Annotated in this window: 15 protein-coding genes; 10 read left to right on the plus strand and 5 right to left on the minus strand. The window is 62.4% G+C overall.

Translation table 11 applies throughout. The features are described 5' to 3' along the window. On the minus strand, window positions 1-1,551 hold the full coding sequence (gspE, locus tag GGD40_RS12740) for a type II secretion system ATPase GspE (protein WP_373565282.1): 1,551 nt from the start codon (window positions 1,549-1,551) through the stop codon (window positions 1-3). Then, window positions 1,548-3,917: a type II secretion system secretin GspD gene (gspD, locus tag GGD40_RS12745; RefSeq protein ID WP_179743911.1), complete on the minus strand. Its 2,370-nt coding sequence runs from the start codon at window positions 3,915-3,917 to the stop codon at window positions 1,548-1,550. The genes gspE and gspD overlap by 4 nt, the downstream gene beginning before the upstream one ends. 513 nt (window positions 3,918-4,430) lie before the next feature. On the opposite strand from gspD, the gene GGD40_RS12750 reads away from it, so the two are divergent. Both GGD40_RS12750 and GGD40_RS12755 read left to right on the plus strand, forming a co-directional pair. Beyond that, complete coding sequence (locus tag GGD40_RS12750) at window positions 4,431-4,877, plus strand: lytic transglycosylase domain-containing protein (protein WP_179743912.1); 447 nt, start codon at window positions 4,431-4,433, stop codon at window positions 4,875-4,877. Window positions 4,878-5,151: 274 nt separating this feature from the next. Then, window positions 5,152-6,501: a GTP-binding protein gene (locus GGD40_RS12755; RefSeq protein WP_179743913.1), complete on the plus strand. Its 1,350-nt coding sequence runs from the start codon at window positions 5,152-5,154 to the stop codon at window positions 6,499-6,501. A 136-nt stretch (window positions 6,502-6,637) separates the two neighbouring features. On the opposite strand, the gene GGD40_RS12760 is transcribed toward GGD40_RS12755, so the two are convergent. Next, a complete protein-coding gene (locus GGD40_RS12760) occupies window positions 6,638-6,916 on the minus strand; it encodes an HU family DNA-binding protein (RefSeq protein WP_179707629.1) in 279 nt (92 codons plus the stop codon). A 413-nt stretch (window positions 6,917-7,329) separates the two neighbouring features. On the opposite strand from GGD40_RS12760, the gene mnmC reads away from it, so the two are divergent. The 7 genes from mnmC (at window position 7,330) to GGD40_RS12795 (ending at window position 16,586) form a co-directional block, all read left to right on the plus strand. Beyond that, the gene (gene mnmC, locus GGD40_RS12765) at window positions 7,330-9,333 is read left to right on the plus strand and encodes a bifunctional tRNA (5-methylaminomethyl-2-thiouridine)(34)-methyltransferase MnmD/FAD-dependent 5-carboxymethylaminomethyl-2-thiouridine(34) oxidoreductase MnmC (RefSeq protein ID WP_179743914.1); all 2,004 of its coding nucleotides are present in this window, start codon (window positions 7,330-7,332) and stop codon (window positions 9,331-9,333) included. Window positions 9,334-10,201: 868 nt separating this feature from the next. Next, on the plus strand, window positions 10,202-11,407 hold the full coding sequence (locus tag GGD40_RS12770; RefSeq protein ID WP_179707633.1) for a cation:proton antiporter: 1,206 nt from the start codon (window positions 10,202-10,204) through the stop codon (window positions 11,405-11,407). A gap of 112 nt (window positions 11,408-11,519) precedes the next feature. Next, window positions 11,520-12,635 (plus strand): YbdK family carboxylate-amine ligase, encoded by a 1,116-nt coding sequence (locus GGD40_RS12775; protein ID WP_179743915.1) that lies wholly within the window; start codon window positions 11,520-11,522, stop codon window positions 12,633-12,635. A 537-nt stretch (window positions 12,636-13,172) separates the two neighbouring features. Next, complete coding sequence (locus tag GGD40_RS12780) at window positions 13,173-13,811, plus strand: MarR family winged helix-turn-helix transcriptional regulator (protein WP_035554298.1); 639 nt, start codon at window positions 13,173-13,175, stop codon at window positions 13,809-13,811. A 123-nt stretch (window positions 13,812-13,934) separates the two neighbouring features. Continuing rightward, on the plus strand, window positions 13,935-14,648 hold the full coding sequence (locus tag GGD40_RS12785; RefSeq protein ID WP_179743916.1) for a glutamine amidotransferase: 714 nt from the start codon (window positions 13,935-13,937) through the stop codon (window positions 14,646-14,648). Between the two features lie 93 nt (window positions 14,649-14,741). Then, complete coding sequence (locus tag GGD40_RS12790) at window positions 14,742-15,854, plus strand: NADH:flavin oxidoreductase/NADH oxidase (protein ID WP_179743917.1); 1,113 nt, start codon at window positions 14,742-14,744, stop codon at window positions 15,852-15,854. Window positions 15,855-16,070: 216 nt separating this feature from the next. Then, on the plus strand, window positions 16,071-16,586 hold the full coding sequence (locus GGD40_RS12795) for an SET domain-containing protein (protein ID WP_179743918.1): 516 nt from the start codon (window positions 16,071-16,073) through the stop codon (window positions 16,584-16,586). 67 nt (window positions 16,587-16,653) lie between these two features. Here the strand turns inward: GGD40_RS12795 and GGD40_RS12800 are convergent, their stop codons facing one another. Then, a complete protein-coding gene (locus GGD40_RS12800; RefSeq protein ID WP_179707641.1) occupies window positions 16,654-18,156 on the minus strand; it encodes a sensor histidine kinase in 1,503 nt (500 codons plus the stop codon). A gap of 134 nt (window positions 18,157-18,290) precedes the next feature. Then, on the minus strand, window positions 18,291-18,977 hold the full coding sequence (locus GGD40_RS12805; RefSeq protein WP_013590077.1) for a response regulator: 687 nt from the start codon (window positions 18,975-18,977) through the stop codon (window positions 18,291-18,293). A gap of 91 nt (window positions 18,978-19,068) precedes the next feature. Between GGD40_RS12805 and GGD40_RS12810 the strand changes: the two genes are divergently transcribed. Then, a complete protein-coding gene (locus GGD40_RS12810) occupies window positions 19,069-19,293 on the plus strand; it encodes a DUF3717 domain-containing protein (RefSeq protein ID WP_179707643.1) in 225 nt (74 codons plus the stop codon). Window positions 19,294-19,306 lie beyond the last annotated feature (13 nt).

A 19,306-nucleotide genomic window follows, 5' to 3' on the forward strand; every position in this document is an offset into this window, starting at 1 on the left:
TTACGCTCCGCCCGTTACGCGGATCACTTCTTCGAGTGACGTCAGCCCCGATTCGAGCCAACGGTCCGCGTCCTCGCGCAGCGTGCGCATACCTTGCGCACGGCCTGCCGTGAGAATTTCCGAATCGGCGGCGTTGCGGTGAACCAGCGAGCGGATCCCGTCGTCGATCAGCAGCAGTTCGTACACGCCGCGCCGTCCCGCATAACCGGACTGCCCGCACTTGTCGCAACCCACCGGATGCCAGCGCACGCTGCCGTCTTCTTCGGTGCGCTCTTCGCGGCACACCGGACACAGACGCCGCACCAGCCGCTGCGCCAGCACGCCGAGCAGCGACGACGCCAGCAGATACGGTTCGACGCCCATATCGGTCAAACGCGTGACGGCGGATGCCGCGTCGTTCGTGTGCAAGGTGGCGAGCACGAGGTGGCCCGTCAGCGAGGCCTGTACCGCGATCTGCGCGGTTTCGAGGTCGCGGATTTCACCGATCATGATGACGTCCGGGTCCTGCCGCAGAATCGAGCGCAGCGCCCGCGCGAAGGTCATGCCGATCCGTTCGTTGACCTGCGTCTGGCCGATGCCGGACAGGTCGTATTCGATCGGGTCTTCGACCGTCATGATGTTGGTGGTTGCCGTTTCGAGCCGCGACATCGCCGCATACAGCGTGGTCGTCTTACCCGAACCGGTCGGGCCTGTCACCAGCACGATGCCGTGCGGCTTGCCGATCAACTTGTCGAATTTGACGAGCGTGTCACGCCCCATGCCGAGCGCTTCGAGGTTCAACCGCGATGCATCTTTTTCCAGCAGACGCAGCACCGCGCGTTCGCCGTGGCCCGTCGGCAACGTCGACACTCGCACGTCGACCGGACGTCCGCCCACGCGCAGCGTGATCCGGCCATCTTGCGGCAGACGCTTTTCGGCGATATCGAGCTGCGCCATGATCTTGATCCGCGAGATCAGCGCGCCGTGCAGCGCTTTCTTCGGCCGCACCACATCGCGCAGCGTGCCGTCCACCCGAAAGCGCACCACCGACGAAGTCTCGAACGGCTCGATGTGAATATCCGACGCCTGTTCGCGCGCCGCTTGCGTCAGCAGCGCGTTGATCATGCGGATGATCGGCGCGTCGTCTTCCGATTCGAGCAGATCCTCGACCTCGGGAATGTCCTGCATCAAGCGCGACAGATCGACTTCGCCTTCCACTTCGCCGACCACTTGCGCCGCGCTGCCGTCCTGGCGTGCGTATGCCTGATTGATCGCCTGCGCGAGTTCATCGGCCGACAAACGCACGACCGATACCGCGCCGAAGTTGCGTGTCACTTCGGCGAGCGCAGCTTCGCTGGTGCGTTCGCTGATCCAGACTTCGAGGCTATCGGGATGCTGATGCGCCACCAGAATCTGGCCGCTGCGCGCGAAGCCGTACGGCACGAGGCGAGCGGCGAGCGGCGAGGGCGCGCTGCGTTCGGCGAGTTCAGCGGCGCTGCCGCCCGGCAGCGCCGACGCTTGAGTCGACGCAGCAGCACGCGACGCTGACGGCGGCGTGGACGGCGTGCTCACGGCTGCACTCCGGGCGCTGCGGTCGACGGCGTCGTCGTCGGCACCGGGCCGCTTTGCACCGCGCCGTTGTTGGACGGCACCGGATTGCTCTGCACCGCGCCACCATTAGCCGGCGTGGGCAAGACAAGCGGTGGCCGCGTCATCTGCTGGCGACGCATCTGGTCGAGATCGAACAGGTTCGTCGCCGCCGGAGCGCCCTGGCTCGGGCCGAGCGGTATCGGCGGCATCACCGGATCGTCGTTGTCCTTGATCAGGCGATTGTCCGACTTGTACGCGCCCTGCACGCCCTGGATGTAGTCGTAACGGTTCGACGTCACGGCCTGCGCGGTGCTGCGATCGCTGATGATCACCGGACGCAGGAACACCATCAGGTTGGTCTTCACCCGGGTCTTCTGTTCCGAACGGAACAACTGGCCGACCCACGGAATATCGCCGAGCAACGGCACCTTGCTGTTGCTGACCTGGTAGTTGTCCTGCATCAAACCGCCGAGCACGATGATCTCGCCGTTATCGGCGAGCACCGTCGACTGGATCGAGCGCTTGGTGAACTGCGGGCCGGCCGGGTTGGTCGTCGCGTTGGTGGTGCCGGTCACGATCGCCGAGTCTTCAGTGTAGAGCTGCAGCTTAAGAATGCCGCCGTCGGTGATCTGCGGCTTGATGTGCAGCGTCAGACCGACATCGACGCGGTCGTAGGTATTGAATGCCGAGCTTGTGCTGCCACTGGTGAGGTTCGAGTACGAGCCGGTCTGGATCGGCACGTTCGTCCCGACGACGATCTTGGCTTCCTCATTGTCGAGCGTGATGAGGTTAGGCGTGGACAGCACATTCGCGTCAGCGGTCTGCGACAGCGCCTGCAGCAACGCGCCGAGTCCCTGCACACCGAAAATATTGTGGATCCAGCCAACGTTAAGCCCCTGCTGCAGCCCGGACCCGCTTGCGAGCGCACCGGCAAGGCCACCACTACCCGCGGTCGCGGCGGCGGCTGCAGCCCCGGCCGTCAGATTGATAATGCTGTTGCTGTTGCCGGTCGCCAGGTTGGTACCGGCATAGATCGAACTGTTCGCCACCTGCCACTGAATGCCGAGATTGGCGTTCGTGGTCGAGTTCAGTTCGACAATCAGCGCTTCAATATAGACCTGCGCACGCCGCTCATCGAGCTGGTCGATCACTGCACGCAGATTGCGGTACACCGGCTCGGCCGCCGTGATGATCAGCGAGTTCGATGCAGAATCCGCCTGAATCATGCCACCGGGCTGATTGTCGTCGCCCTTGTCCTTATCGCCGCCGAGCAGGCCGCCTGAACCTGAGCCGCCGTTCGCGCCCGACCCACCGCCGCCACCGCCCAGCGACGACCCCAGCGAGCCACCACCGCCGAGTCCGCCCGAGGGCAACGGCGGCGTACCAGAGTTGCCCGTCGAATTGTTGCCAAAGCCGCCGCCACCACCGCCACTGCCGTTCTGGTTGAACGAATTGGCTTCGTTCGAGCTGGCCGACGAACCTGTGTCGCCCTTACCGAGCATGCCGCGGAGAGTCTTCGCGAGCTTGGTCGCGTCCGCGTTGCGCAGCGGCACGACGTGGATGTTGCCCGGCATCGAGGTCGGCGCGTCGAGCTCTTTCGCCAGCGTCTTCGCGGCCGCGAGGCGCCCGCCGTTCGACGCGCGGATCAGCAGCGAGTTGGTGCGCGGGTCAGCGGTGATCTGCACCTTCAGCGTTGCGTCGGTGCTGCCGATCGCGCCGGGGTCCAGCATCTTGGTCAGTTGCTGCGCGATGTCGAGCGCGTTCGCGTTCTTCAACGGCACGACCGACACCGACTGGCCCGCTGCCGTATCCACGCCCGCGATGATCTGCGCGATGCGGCGTACGTTGTCGGCGTAATCGGTGACGACGATCGTATTGTTGGCCGGGTAAGCGGCCACGGTGTTGTTCGGCGAGATCAGCGGACGCAGCACCGGCAGCAGGTTATTGGCCGATTCGTTCTTCAGCACGAACACCTGCGTGATCACCTGATCGCCACGCGCGACCGGCGTATTGCCGACGTAGGTCGGCACGCCTTGCAGCTTGGCGTCGGCCTCCGGTACGACCTTCAGTACGCCGTGGTCCTGGACCAAAGCGAAACCCTGCATACGCAAGGCGGATTGCAAGGTCTTCAGTGCCTGTTCTTCAGGCACTGCATTTTCCGACACCAGGTTCAACTGCCCCTTCACACGCGGGTCGACGATGATCGTTTTACCGGTGGCCGCGCCGATCGCCTTGGCCACCTGGTCGATGTCAGCGTTCACGAAGTTCAGTGTCACCTGTGCCTGTGCTGTCTGCGCGGTGATCAAGCCAGCCACCAGCAGCGCCGTTGCGACGCGACGCAAAGCCATACGATTTATTCTCATGGAATGTGGTTTCGATGCCGGCAGCCAAAACTGCCGACGGTCACGCCGTGCGGACATGGGAACAGGCCGCCGCCCTATCGGTCTGCCGGGCCGCCTTGCGAGCAGACTTCGCCCGCTTTGCCGGCCACCCTATGTCCGAAAAAAATGAACAGTAACAGTTTTTCATGTCGGATTTGTCACAAAACGAACGGCGCCGTGCGAATACTCTAAAGACCGTTTGTTGCCGTCAATCAAATGAAAGCTCGTGCGAGGTTGAGTGCGAATGACGCAGCGCCTTGTTTCCACATGCTTATGTCTGTTAGCTAACTTGACGCGAGTCTACCTGCCGGTATCATACGAGCCGTTCGGGTCAGCGGTTGCGGCTTGCCGACGCGGGTTTTCCCCGATGCCTGACAAACGCCCGGCCAGTGCGGCTCGACGGCTGCAAGCGGCTGAAGTATGGCCGACGAACCGCCTTACCAGACCTTACCCTTGCGCTTTACTTAGTCGTCTTGACCGATGAAACGAGCCTTCGTCACTGTCGTCGCAGGACTTGCCGTGCTGGTCGCAGCAGGGCAGGCGCGCGCCGATTGTTTCGACGAAGCGGCGAAGTATCAGAAGGTCAATCCGTTGATTCTGCGCGCCATTGCGTGGCAGGAGTCGCACAACCGGCCCGATGCCCAACACAAGAACGCCAACGGCTCGACCGACTACGGCGTTATGCAGATCAATTCGATTCATCTGCCGGTGCTCGCGCAATACGGCATCTCGCAAGGCACGCTGATGGAGCCGTGCAAGAACGTCTACATCGCGGCGTGGCATCTGCGCCGTCAGATGAACAAGTACGGCAATACCTGGCAAGCGATCGGCGCGTACCACTCGGAAACGCCGGCGCTGCGTGATAAGTATGCGATGCAGATCGCCGCGATCCTGCGCAAGTGGAATCTGATGCCGGCCGCACGCTAAGCGCGTGAGCCTGTCTTATCCATATTGGATCGCTATTCTTATATAGGCGATCTTTCGTCTGGCCGTTCGGCCAGACGCTTCAGCGTCGACTTCAGCCTCTGCGTCATTTCAGCCGTGTGGCGATCCGGCTCGCCAGGAGGACATCGCCCGTTTTGATGCACAATGCGGCTTCGTGCTGCCGTCGCGATGCGACCGCCAACGCGGTCATCCTGGTCACGCGATCCTGCGACCCACGCCCGGCACGCCTTCCAATCCTCTTGTTTCCCGTACTGCGATGAACCAGCCGCTATTGCCCGTCACCGTGCTCTCCGGTTTTCTGGGCGCCGGCAAGACCACGCTCCTGAATCACATCCTCGCGAATCGCGCCGGCTTGCGCGTCGCCGTGATCGTCAACGATCTGGCCGCCGTCAATATCGACGCCACGCTCGTGCGTGACGCCGCCGCGCTCTCGCATGTCGAAGAGCAACTGGTCGAACTATCGAACGGCTGCATCTGCTGCACGCTGCGCGACGACTTGCTGAAAGAGATCAAGCGTCTTGCCGGCGAACAGCGCTTCGACGCGATCCTGATCGAATCGACCGGCGTGGCCGAGCCCATGCCGATCGCCGAGACCTTCACCTTCGTCGACGACGACGGCGCGTCGCTCTCCGACGTCGCGCGGCTCGATACGATGGTGACCGTGGTCGACGCGTTCAACTTCCTGCGCGACTATGGTTCCGCCGACGCGCTTGCCGAGCGTGGCATTGCCGCGACCGAAGAAGACGATCGCACGCTGGTCGAGTTGCTGATCGAGCAGATCGAGTTCTGCGACGTGCTGGTCGTGAACAAGGCCGACCTCGTCAGCGCCGACGAGCTCACGCGTCTGCAACGCATCCTCGCCCGGATCAACCCGCGCGCGGTTCAAGTGGTCAGCCGTTTCGGCGAAGTGCCGCTCGCGGAAGTGCTGAACACCGGGCGCTTCGATTTCGACGAAGCGTCGAGCGCGCCGGGCTGGCTGGCCTCGCTGAATCACGAACATGATCACGAGCACGGTCATGCGCATCACGGTGAAGCGGACGAATTCGGCATCGGCAATTTCATTTACCGGGCGCGCCGGCCGTTTCATCCGGAGCGTCTGTGGGCGCTGCTGCATCAGGAGTGGAAGGGCGTTCTGCGCAGCAAAGGCTTCTTCTGGCTGGCGACGCGTAACGATATCGCCGGTTCGCTGTCGCAAGCCGGCGGCGCTTGCCGGCATGGTCCGGCGGGCATGTGGTGGGCAGCGCAGGACCGCAGCGAATGGCCGGACGGCGACGACGAGCTGGCCGCGGAAATCGCCGCCGACTGGCACGGCGATCCGGACGATCTGAGCATCGGCGACCGCCGCCAGGAACTGGTGATGATCGGCGTCGGCATCGAACCGGCGGTGTGGAAGGCGAAGTTCGACGCCTGCCTGCTGAACGACGAAGAATATGCGTTGGGACCGCAAGCGTGGCAGCAGTTCACGGATCCGTTCCCGACATGGGACTTCGATGAAGACGACCACGATCACGATCACCATGGGCATGACCACGGTCACGACCACCACGGCCACGATCATGACGGCCACGGCCACGGCCACGGCGAAATCATCCACCGTCACGACTAGCCAGGCTTCCTTGCCCGCGCTTGAAGATTGAACCGCGGTTGAACCGCGACGCCCGTCGCCGTTCAACCCGCGGCAAAACCAGCAGACGAAAAAAAACCCGCCGTGGGCGGGTGTCAACTGCCGGGCAGTAATCTGCTTAGCGCTTGTTGACTGCGTCCTTGAACGCCTTACCAGCCGTGAACTTGACGGTCTTGGCGGCCGGGATCTTGATAGATTCGCCGGTCTTGGGGTTACGACCCGTACGTGCTGCGCGCTTGCCCGAACCGAAGCTACCGAAGCCGATCAACTGGACCGCGTCGCCCTTCGACACAGACTTCTTGATCACTTCAAGCAACGTGTCCAACGTTTCACCGGTTTGAGCCTTGCTGGCGCCCGTCTGTCCTGCGACGGCGTCGATCAGTTCCTGTTTGTTCATTAAGGTTCCTTTCTGAGTTTAGGTTGACACGAACAGCGCGAACGCGCCGATTATACGTGCGCGGGCCGCGCCGTCGAGCAGCTGCGGCTCCGGATCCCCTCCGGACCTGAGCGCCCGGCAGATGACTGCCTGGCGGCCGTGCCGCCGCTCCCTTCGCGGCGCTTGCTATGATAGCGCAGCGCAAACCCAATCAGGACAAGGGTTTCGAAGATTTACGCGGTTCCGGGGCCGATATCGCAAGGAAACCGCAATTTTTGCTGTCGGCGCCTCCCGCAGATGGCTGAAACCCAGTATGGACGGGGCTTGGCGTTGGGTTTTGCCAACGTTCGGCGCGTCCTTTTCGCCGTCCGGCGAGCGGCGCGCGCGGACGGTAACGTTCGACCCGCTCTTGCGAGCGTCCATTTCCGTCCCGCATGACCGATCCGCTGATCCCCGCTGTCGTCGCTTTTCGCGACAACGGCTCGCTTTATTCACCGCTCTATAACGACATCTATCACAGCGTCGTGGGCGGTCTCGAACAATCCCAATACGTTTTTCTGCGCGGTAACGCGTTGCCGGAACGATGGCAAAAGCGCCGTGTTTTCACCGTGCTCGAAACCGGTTTCGGCATGGGCATCAACTTTCTGATGACTTGGGCCGCGTGGCGCGCCGATCCGGCGCGCTGCGAGCGGCTGCATTTCGTGTCGACCGAGAAGCATCCGTTCATTCTGGACGATCTGCGCAGCGTCTACGCAAAGACCCTCTCCGACCCGACCATTGCCGCGTTGGCGGAAACGCTCGCCGACGCCTGGCCGATGCTGGTTCCGGGCACGCACCGGCTCGAATTCGACGACGGCCGTGTCGTGCTCACGCTGGTATTCGGCGACGCAATCGAGAGCTTGCCGGCGTTGAGACTGCGCGCCGACGCGTTCTATCTGGACGGTTTCGCACCGGCCAAAAACCCCGAACTCTGGACCCCGGCGATCTTCAAGTCGCTCGCGCGCCTGGCGGGCGACGGCGCGACCTTCGCCACTTACAGCAGCGCCGGCGACATCAAGCGCGCGTTGACGCAATGCGGCTTCGAGTACCGCAAGGTAGACGGCTTCGGGTGGAAACGGGCGATGCTGGTCGGCCATTTCGCGCCGCGCTGGCGTGTGCGGCGTTATGAACCGCCCGCGCCGCTCGCGGTAGAAGAACGGCACGCGGTCGTAATCGGCGCCGGGCTCGCGGGCTGCGCGGTGATCGAGCGGCTCGCCGCGCGCGGCTGGCGCGTGACGTCGCTGGAGCGGCATGCGTCGGTGGCGCAAGACGCGTCGGGCAATCCTGCCGGCGTGTTCCATCCCATGATTTCGCGCGACGACAGCGTCGCGTCGCGCGTGACGCGCGCGGGCTTTCTGTACACGCTCAGGCGCTGGGCCGCGCTCGAACGGCTCGGCCACCCACTGTTGCGCGGCGCGCCAGGCCTGTTGCAAATCGCCGCAGACGACGAAGAAGCCCGTTCGATCAGCGACGCGATCGCCGCGTTCGGCTATCCGTCCGAGTACGTGACGCCCGTGTCGGCGCAAGACGCGCAAAAACTGGCCGGCATGCCGCTAGCACGCGGCGGCTGGTTCTTTCCACACGGCGGCTGGATCGACCCGGCTTCGCTGTGCGCCGCACAATGCGCCGCGGCGGGCAGCTTGCTCGAACGGCGCTTTGGCGTGGACGTCGCGCGAATCGAACGGGATGGCGACCAATGGACCGTGTTCGACACGTCGGGGCAGGCGGTGGCGCGCGCGCCGGTGGTGATCGTCGCGAGTGCGCACCATGCAGCGCGCATCGCCGGTTTGCGGCATGCGCCGACGCGCAGCATCCGCGGCCAATTGACCTTGCTGCCGGCCGGTACGGTCGCGCCGCTGGCGCTGCCGGTGATCGGTGAAGGCTATGCGGTGCCGCTCGCCGACGGCGTCACGCTGACCGGCGCGACCTACGAGCTGGATGATCCCGACACATCGCTGCGTGCGGACGGCCATCTGGAAAACCTCGAGCGCGTGGCGCGGATGCTGCCGGCGTTTGCAGGCGTTGCGTCCCTGGAGGCTCAAGCCTCACAAGCCGCTCAAGCTGTACAGACGCCGTCGGCCGCGTTGACCGGCCGCGTCGCGTTCCGCTGCGTCACCAGCGACCGCATGCCGATGATCGGCCAACTCGCCGACGAAACCCTCGCAGCGCGCGACGCCCAACGCCTGCGTGGTGCCTGGCCGCTCGACCTGCCGCGCATGGACGGCTTGTACGGCGCCTTCGCCTACGGTTCCCGCGGCCTGGTGTGGGCAGCGCTCGGCGCGGAACTGATCGCGTCGCAGATCGAAGGCGAGCCGTGGCCAATCGAACGGGATCTGGCCGAGGACATCGATCCGGCTCGCTTCCTCTTGCGAGCATTGCGTCAGGGCACCGTGAGTTAACCGCGCGTCGAGCCGTGTTTCGAGCCGTGTTAACCGGTGGATAAGTTATCCACCCCACCCTGTGGATAAGCTTGCGGTTAACCGGCGAAACTCGTGTGGAACCGTTGTGGACGTAAACGGGGTAACTTTGCCGGCGACGAAAATCGCCAAAAGTTACCCTTGTATACCCGCCGCTCCCGCACAAGCTGTGCATCCGGTTATGCCGTCGGCAAGCTGATGATTCATTTCGGTAAACAGGAGTTATCCACAGAAACCGAGGCAGCTTGTTAACTGTTACTACGTATACATACAGTAAACCTGTAAACAGAAAGGCCGAGGCGAGCTGGAAAGCGGTCGTCGTCGAGAAGCCCGGTTAACCGCCCTCCAGGCGACCGAAAAATTTCCAGTTAACCTTCCCGAAAAACACATCTGGGTCCCTCAAGCTGAACGTCCGGACGCCCCAAGTTCATCTCAAAACGGTCGCTTTTTCCTCATGCTGCGAAGATAACGTACGTTTTTACCGTTTTGCCTGCATGTTCGCGCCTTTTCGGTCAACTCTGAAAAAGCTATGGCACAATCGCCGTTCTTTTCCGCGTCGTGCTTCGCCTCTAGCGGCACACGCAACAACGGAACGGTGTCGGCCAATCAGAATCTGATTCAAAGTCGCCGGCGTTCTTTCACCGTGCCGTGCCGGTTGCTACGGCCGCACTCAGGAATGCGCCGGGCTCCCAGCGGCTGCGGTGCATTCAGATCATCCGATCGTTGAAAAACTCGCAACGCGGGTCACGCGAAGCGATCGCGACTGTGAGCGCTTCATGCGCCCGCCCGCTCGCCGGTGTTCGCGCCGGTTCGTGTCGCCTGCCGTTGCTGCCAAGGAGAACCCATCACGATGAAGTCGGCGTTTTCATTCTTTCCGGCCTGGCCTCTCGCACCCGACGCCATTTTTTGGGCGGGTCTCGCCTTGCTTGCCGCCGGCCTGTGCGGTGAACTGTGTTATCGCGCGTGGCGTCTGCCGCGTATTTCCGGCTATGCGGTGATTGGTCTCGTCGCCGGCGCGGCGGGTTCGGGCGTGATCGATGCCGATTCCGCCAGCGCCGCGCGACCTTTACTCGACGTCGCGCTCGGTTTGCTGCTGTTCGAACTCGGCAGCCGGCTCGATTTGCGCTGGATTCGCCGTAACCCTTGGCTGATCCTGTCGAGCGTGGCGGAAGCGACGCTGACGTTCGCGTTGGTATTGCCGGTTTTGCTATTGCTGAACGTGCCGGTGATCGTGGCAACCGTGCTCGCCGCGATCGCGATGGCCACCTCGCCCGCGATGGTGATCCAGCTCAAAACGGAATTGCGCGCGGAAGGCCAGGTCACGCAACGCATGCTGACCTTGACCGCGTTGAACAGCATGTACGCGGTGGTGATCGAAAAGCTGGTGTCGAGCTGGTTGCATCAGGAGGCTTACGGCAATGTTTTCGCCACCATCCTGCAACCGCTGTATCTGCTGGTCGGCTCGCTCGTGCTCGCGTATTTGCTGGCGCGGACCTGCACGTTCTTTTATCGCCGTCTGAACATGCAGGACGAGCACTCGTTTGTCGCGCTGTTCGGCTTGGTGTTGCTGGCGATCGCAGTCGCGCATCTGTTCAAGCTGTCGACGATTCTGGCGCTGCTCGCAGCCGGCATCATCGTGAAAAATCATGAGGCGCGTCCGCAGTTGTGGCCGGAGCATTTCGGCACCGCCGGCTGGTTGCTGACCGTGATTCTGTTCGTGCTGACGCTGACTTCGTTCGAATGGAAAGATATCGCGCTCGGCGGTGTGGCGGCATTGGGCCTGATCGTTGCGCGTCTGGTGGCGAAACTGGTCGGCGTGCTGGCCTTTGCGAAACCGAGCGGCTTGAACTGGAAGCAGGGCATAGCGCTCGGTTTATCGTTATCGCCCATGTCGGCGCTCGCGTATCTGCTGGTCGACGATACGTACAACCTGTACCCGAACTTCGATCCGCAACTGCGCGCGATCGTGATGTGTTCGATTTTCGTGCTGCAGATTCTCGGGCCGTGGCTCGTCTATCGCAGTCTCGCGCTGGTGGCCGAGCGGCGCGAAGAGTAAGCGCGCGGCGCTGCTCGATGTTTCATCCGCCTGATTCGACTTACTCGAGTTATTCGATTCAAAAACGGCCGGGCAGGCGACAACTTCCCGGCCGACTGACACAGGGGACGCTATGTCACTCGAACCCTTCATCGATTCGAAACCGTATACCTTCGGTGTCGAACTCGAGATGCAAATCGTCAACACGCACGACTATGATCTGACCAAAGCCGGCTCGGATCTGCTGCGCCTCATCAAAGACGAAAAAATTCCCGGCAACATCACGCCGGAAATTACCGAAAGCATGATCGAGCTGTCGACCGGCATCTGCACGACGCACGAGCAGGCCGTCACCGATTTGCGCAAGATTCGCGACACGCTGGTTTCCGCGGCGGATCATCTGAACGTCGGTTTGTGCGGCGGCGGCACGCACGCGTTCCAGCAATGGAGCGAACGGCAGATCGTCGATACGCCGCGCTTTCAGTACCTTTCCGAGTTGTACGGCTATCTGGCCAAGCAATTCACGGTGTTCGGCCAGCACGTGCATATCGGCTGTCCGGATCCGAACAGCGCGCTGTATCTGCTGCATTCCATGTCGCGCTTCATTCCGCATTTCATCGCGTTGTCCGCTTCGTCGCCATTCGTGCAAGGCGTCGACACCGGTTTTCATTCGGCACGCCTGAATTCCGTGTTCGCGTTTCCGCTGTCAGGCCGCGCGCCGTTCGTGCTGACGTGGGACAGCTTCGAGGAATATTTCTCGAAGATGGTCCACACGGGCGTGGTCAACAGCATGAAAGATTTCTACTGGGACATCCGGCCGAAGCCGGGTTTCGGCACGATCGAAGTACGCGTGATGGACACGCCGCTATCGGTGGATCGCGCGGCGGCGATCGCCTGCTACATCCAGACGCTGGCGCGGCATTTGCTGCTCGACAAACCGATCACGCCGCAGGAAGACGATTACCTCGTCTACACCTTCAATCGCTTCGAAGCATGCCGCTTCGGTCTGGCCGGTACCTGCATCAATCCGCAAACCGGCGAACGCAAGACGATTTCCGAAGACATCCTCGAAACGCTCGATCTGATTGCACCGCACGCCGAAGCATTGGGTTCGGGTAATGCGCTTGCCGAGATCGGCGCGATCGCGCGCGGGCAGGTGAACGACGCAACCTGGTTGCGCGGCGTGTTCGAGAAAGAAAAATCCTTGCACGAAGCTGTCCGTCAGCAATGTTTGCAATGGCGAGCCTAGTCAGGCACAGAACGGATTACGTCAAACCGTAAGGAAACCCGCCTCGTGCGGGTTTTTTTATGTAATTTATTTTTCCAGCCGGAGGTGTCTTAGGTTTTTATAAAGTTAACGTATACCAAAGTAGTAGTAGTTAACAAGCATCGCCCTGGCCTGTGGACAACTGAATAATTCCCTGCAAAGTCAACGCGCTGCGTAAACCATAACTGCACGGGACGCGAACGCATCGACGCTGGTATACGAGGACAACTTCTGCAGGCAAAAACAGCGCCTGGATGCTTATCAAGAATCGGTGCACAAGCCGTCCCCAGGTTTTCCAGCGGTTATCCACAGCTTGCCTTGGATAAGTTAGCTGTACGATTCGCCGCTCTCGCATAGAATGTCGTTTTCGCTGCCTTGGCTGGTCAGGCGGCAAATTTTTGAGATAGTAGAAACCGTCTTGTCCGCAGTCGGGCGAGGCTACCCCCACAGGCTGCGGGCGCGGTCGGCGAGCAAGTCGCCGGTCTTGAACCAAAGCTGTAAATAAACGAATCGAAGATTATGAGCGAAGGCGTATACGGAGAACAGGCAGCCGGGCGGGTGACCCACAGCCTCTTGCGATTGAGCACGGCGATGCGCAGCCAGGCTTGGGAATGGGCCGAAGGCGCGGGTCTCACCCCGACCCAAGGCGAAATTCTCGTCCTGCTGATGCAGCGCAAAGGCCCGATGCGCCTCGGCGAAATCGCCCGCGAAACGGCCCTGACCGCAGCGACCACGAGCGATGCCGTCAGCACGCTCGAAACCAAGGGTCTGGTCGAAAAGCGCCGTGCGCTCGACGACGGCCGCGCACTCGCGGTTCGTCTGACGGCACGTGGCCGTACCGCTGCGAAGCGCGCCGCGCAATGGCCGGACTTCCTCGCGAAGGCGGTCGGCACGCTGCGTGACGATGAGCAGTCGGTGTTCTATCGCACGTTGCTCAAGACCGTCCATCAGCTGGAAGCGCAAGGCACGATTCCGCCGCACCGCATGTGCCTGAGCTGCGCGCACTTCGAGCCGAGCAAGAATCCGAAGAAGACGCCGCATCACTGCTCGCTGCTCGACATGAACATGTCGGACACGAACGTGCGTCTGGATTGCTCGGTCTACGAAATCGCCGACGTCGCCACCCAGAAAAAGACCTGGAAGATCTTCGCCCAGTAAGGCGGCTTCTTCCGGAACAATCCGCTACACTGCCAAGCCGGCTTAGGGTTGGTTAAGCCACCCTAAGCCGATCGGCGCCGCGTAGCGGCAAGTCTTTAGTCAACCTGAAGGTGGGTCAGGCCGATGAATCGCGAAGTTCTGGCCATTCGCCATGTGCACTTCGAGGATCTGGGTAGTCTTGAGCTGGTGCTCGGCGAGCGCGGCCGTCCGGTCCGTTATCTCGACGTCGGCTTAGGCCGTATCGAGGCGCCGAATCCGGTATCCGCGTCGGTGATGGTGGTGCTCGGCGGCCCGATCAGCGCCACCGACGACGCGCTTTATCCGACGCTCGTACCGCTGCTGTCGCTGATCGAAAAACGCATTGCCGCCGGTTTACCGACGCTCGGCATCTGCCTCGGCGCTCAACTGATCGCCCGTGCGCTTGGTGCGCGGGTCTATCCTGCCGGGCATACCGAACTCGGCTGGACACCGCTCACACTGACCGAGGCCGGTCGCGCTTCGCCGGTGCGTCATCTGGACGCCGCGCAGACCTCCATGCTGCATTGGCACGGCGACACCTTTGATCTCCCTGACAACGCCACGCGTCTTGCCTCCACGCTGGCCTGCGAAAACCAGGCGTTCAGTTGGGGCAACCATGTGCTCGGCTTGCAATGCCATCCGGAGATTCGCACCGATCGCTTCGAACCCTGGCTGATCGGCAATGCCGGCGAGCTGGTCGGCCATGGTATCGATGCACGCCGGTTGCGTGCCGAAACCGCGCAGTTCGGCCCCGCACTGGAAGCCGCCGCCTGCCGGATGTTCGGTGAGTGGCTCGACCAGGTCGAGCCTAAGCCCTGAGCCTTAAGCGCTAAGCTGAAGCGACCCCTGTCTGCAGTAAATCCCTCGCGGTGCTATGCTCGATCGCTCTCGGGTTTCTACTGGGCGACATCCATGAGCGCGCTTTTTTCTCCGCTCACGCTGCGTAGCGTGACGCTTCCCAATCGTATCGTCGTGTCCCCGATGTGCCAGTATTCCGCCGATCGTGGCGAGGCCACCGCGTGGCACATGATCCACCTCGGCAGCCTGGCTTTGTCGGGCGCCGGCATGTTGTGTATCGAAGCGACCTCGGTCGAACCGGACGGCCGCATCACCCCCGGCGATCTCGGCCTGTGGGACGACGCGACCGAAGCCGCGCTCGTGCCGGTGCTGGCCGCGATCCGCAAGCATTCCCATATCAAGGTGACGATGCAGTTGTCGCACGCCGGGCGCAAGGCGTCGAGCCAGGCGCCGTGGGAAGGCGGGCAACTGATTCCGGTGTCGCAAGGCGGCTGGTTGCCGCATGCGCCGTCGGCGCTGCCGCACAAGGCCGGCGAAGAACCGCCGCTGGCACTCGATACGCCCGCATTGAACCGGATTCGCGAAGCATTCGCGGCCTCCGCGCGGCGTGCCGCACGCCTCGGTATCGACGGGCTGGAAGTGCATGCGGCGCATGGTTATCTGCTGCATCAATTCCTGTCGCCGATCGCCAACCAACGTACCGACGACTACGGCGGCTCGCTCGAAAACCGCATGCGTTTTCCGCTGGAAATCTTCGACATCGTGCGCGCCGCGTTTCCCGCCGACAAACCGGTTGGCGTGCGCGTCTCGGCAACCGATTGGGTCGAGGACGGCTGGACCTTGGAAGACACGATCGCGTTCGCGCAAGAATTGAAGAAGCGCGGCTGCGACTGGATCGACGTGTCGTCCGGCGGTGTCTCGCCGTTGCAGAAGATTCCGCTCGAACCGGGCTATCAGATTCCCTTCGCGAAGGCGGTCAAAGAGGCTACCGGCCTCACGACGATCGGCGTGGGCCTGATCACCGATCCGCTTCATGCCGAGCAACTGATCGAAGCCGGCGACGCCGATCTGATCGCGCTGGCCCGTGCATTGCTGTACAACCCGCGTTGGCCGTGGCACGCCGCGGCGCAACTCGGTGCGACGGTCGAGGCGCCGCCGCAATATTGGCGTTCGCAACCCCGCGAGCAGAAAGCGCTGTTCGGCGACATTTCGTTCGGACAACGTTGAAGGTGACGCGCGTGACACGATCACGTCTTTTTGACGGTTGAAGGAAGCCGTCTGGAGCGTGTAGGATGCCGGATGTGGCGTAGGTGCGCCGCAAGTCGACGCGGCGCTCGCAAGGCGCCGCGTTTGCTATCCGCGTCGGAAAAAAGCAGCGCGTCAGACGCGGGCATGTCCGGCGGCTGCCGGACCTCATCCCCGTTATTCACAAGGATTCATTCAATGAGTTCACGCAGGATCGCCGTGCGCCGTTCGGGTGTGCACGGCAAAGGCGTGTTTGCCATCGAACCGATCAAAGCCGGCGATCGGCTAATCGAATACAAGGGCGAGCGGATCTCCTGGAAGGAAGCGTTGCGTCGGCATCCGCATAATCCGGCCGAACCGAATCACACGTTCTATTTCGCGCTCGACAGCGGCAAGGTGATCGACGGCAAGGTCGACGGCAACAGCGCGCGCTGGATCAACCACTCGTGCGCGCCGAATTGCGAAGCCGAGGAAATCGACGGTCACGTGTACGTGCACGCGTTGCGCGACATCGCGGAAGGCGAGGAAGTCTTTTACGACTACGGCCTCGTGATCGACGCGCGTCAGACGAAGAAGTTGAAGAAGGAATACGAATGCCGTTGCGGCGCGCGAAAGTGCCGCGGCACGATGCTGGCGCCGCCGGAGAAAGAGAAGGGCGAGGGCAAGTCCGATAAGTCGGCCAAGAAGGCCGCTAAGAAGGCGAAGAAGAAATGAAAACGCTGGCTGCCGCCGTTCGCTCACTGGAGTGAGTGCGCGGCAGCCAGCGTGGGGGTTCCCTATGTTAGATGTCGATCGGCGCCGAGTGCGCCGATTTTTTTATCGGACGCCGTTCGTCGGAAACCGGCTCGCTCTGCACAGTGATCGGCACGAGCGGAATACGCACGATGAAGCGTGCGCCGCCATCGGGCGAATCTTCGTAATGCACGCTGCCGTGATGCAGCACCATGATGTCGTGAACGATCGCGAGGCCGAGACCGGCGCCGCTGTCGACACCGGCTTCGGTCTGACCGTCGCCGCGGAAGAAGCGCTTGAACAGATCCGCTTGCTGCGTGAAGGGCACGCCCGGTCCGTTGTCTTCGACGATGATCTCGGCCATGCGCAATTCGTCGATCACCGTTTGCGACACCGTCACGGTGATACGCCCGCCGTCGAAGCGCGAGGGCGGCACGTACTTCAGCGCGTTATCCAGCAGATTGGCGATCACTTCGTGCAGCAACACCGGATTGCCGCGCGCGATCAGCGGCTGCGCGTTGGCGGGGTCGTCGAGGCGCTGGAAGCCGAGGTCGACCTGGAAGGTCAGTGCGCGCGGCACCCATTCCGCGCCGGTGTCGAACGCGAGCGCGGCCATGTCCACGTTGACGAAGCGTGCCGCCTGTTCACCCGGCTCAGCGCGCGCAAGCGACAGCAGTTGATTCGACAACCGCACCGCGCGGTCGGCTGCGGCGCGTAGTTCGCGAACCGCCTTGAGCGTCTGCTGCGGGTCACGCGCAACAGCAGCTTGTTCCGCATGCAGCTTGACGGCGGTGAGCGGCGTACGCAACTGATGCGCGGCGTCGGCGATGAATTTGCGCTGACCGTCGAGTGCGGTTTTCAGACGATCGAGCAGCGCGTTCAGCGCGCCGGTCAGCGGCCGGATTTCAACCGGCACATAGGTTTCGTCGACCGGTTCGAGCGACGTATGCGTCTGACGATTCAGCGAGTCAGCGAGATCGGTCAGCGGATTGAGCTGCTGATTCACGACGCGCCACACAATCACCCAACCGGCCAACAGCAACAACAGCAGCGGCATCATGATCGCGACCAGAAACTCGGCGGCGATCCTGAAGCGGTGATGCACCGGCTGCCCGACTTCGACGACGATCGGATTGCCGCTCGGTTGATCGACGCGCACCTGAGCGACGCGCACGGTCGTGCCCTCATGCTGCGTCTCGAACACATAGGCGTAGTGCATGCGGCGCACGCTGGTGCCTTGCAGCGGCAGATTGTGGTCACCGGCGATTTCGGTATCGCCGTTGCTGATCCGGTAGACGAGATTTTCGGCCGGGTCGGAGAACATGGCCTGCGCGAGCGGTGGCACCGTGATGCGGGCATCCGGTCCGGCAATCTGGATCTGTTTGGAAATCGCGGTGGCGAGGTCGGCGAGCGAACGGTCGACCACATGCTGCGTGTATTGCCACGCGAGCCAGTAAGCGATCAGGCCGCTCATTAGCGCGAGCAATGAAAGGGGAGCAGCGAGGCGCCGCAGCAGCGTGCGGCGCAGACTATTGGCGGCCGGCTGGGGCATGATCGAACGCGCGGGAAAGTGACTACGGCACAGACGCCGTGAAATTCCGCCGGGTGCCGGCGTGGTGCGCACCGAGTGCGCGGCGCCGGCCCGGCGCCGTCAGGCCACCATGACGATGGCGGCCTTCGTGACGATTATGCGGCCTGACGGATTTCCTGCAACAGGTAACCGAAGCCACGTACCGTGACGATCTCGACACGGCAGTTTTCAAGCTTTTTGCGCACCCGGTGCACGTAGACTTCGATCGCGGTGTCGCCGAGATCGCCGCCGAAATGCGTCAGGTGGTCCTGCAGTTGCGCTTTGCTGACTACGCGGCCATGGCGCAGCAACAGCATTTCGAGCACCGCGAATTCACGCGGCGACAGTTCGAGCGGCTTGTCGTCGTTGAAAATGCGACGGTCGACGCCCGACAGACGCACACCGCCCAGCGATACTTCCGGACGCGGCATATCGCCGTGCGGACCGCTGCGGCGCATCACCGCGCGAATGCGTGCTTCGAGTTCGGTAGGTTCGAACGGCTTCAGCATGTAGTCGTCGGCACCGGAATTCAGGCCTTGGACACGGTCGTTCAATTCGTCGCGCGCGGTGAGAATGATCACCGGCGTATGACGGTTGCTCTGGCGGAAACGCGACAGCAGCGTCATGCCGTCGATACCGGGCAGGCCCAGATCGAGGATCACGAGCTCGTGGCGGTTTTGGGTCAGGGCCTGTTCGGCGAAAATACCGTCATGGACCATGTCGACGGTGAAGCCGGCTTGTTCGAGACTACTTTGGATGCCGCGTGCGATGGGGCGGTCATCTTCGATCAGAAGGAGTCGCATGGATTTCGCTCAAGTACAATGGGTTTAGGCGTTTGGGCAAGCGGTTCGCCGGGGCGCCTGCTGCACAGACCTGGAGAGCGATCACGACGTCATGTCCGAAATAAGCATTCACGAACTGGAAGCCGCGATCAACTTCTGGCGCGCCCGCTCACCATCAAGCGGCGACGAACTCGTTCTGTGCAAGGAGGCAAGCGCGCTCTCCAAGCCGTATGCGCTGATGATTGTACAGCGTCAGCACTCGCTATCACTGGAACGTTTGGACGGGATTGCCAGGCAAGCATGGGAATCTTACGTGCGCCTTAATAATAGCCTGTAGAACTGAAGGTTTC

Source organism: Paraburkholderia bryophila, from assembly GCF_013409255.1.
In the GTDB taxonomy this organism is placed as follows: Bacteria; Pseudomonadota; Gammaproteobacteria; order Burkholderiales; family Burkholderiaceae; genus Paraburkholderia.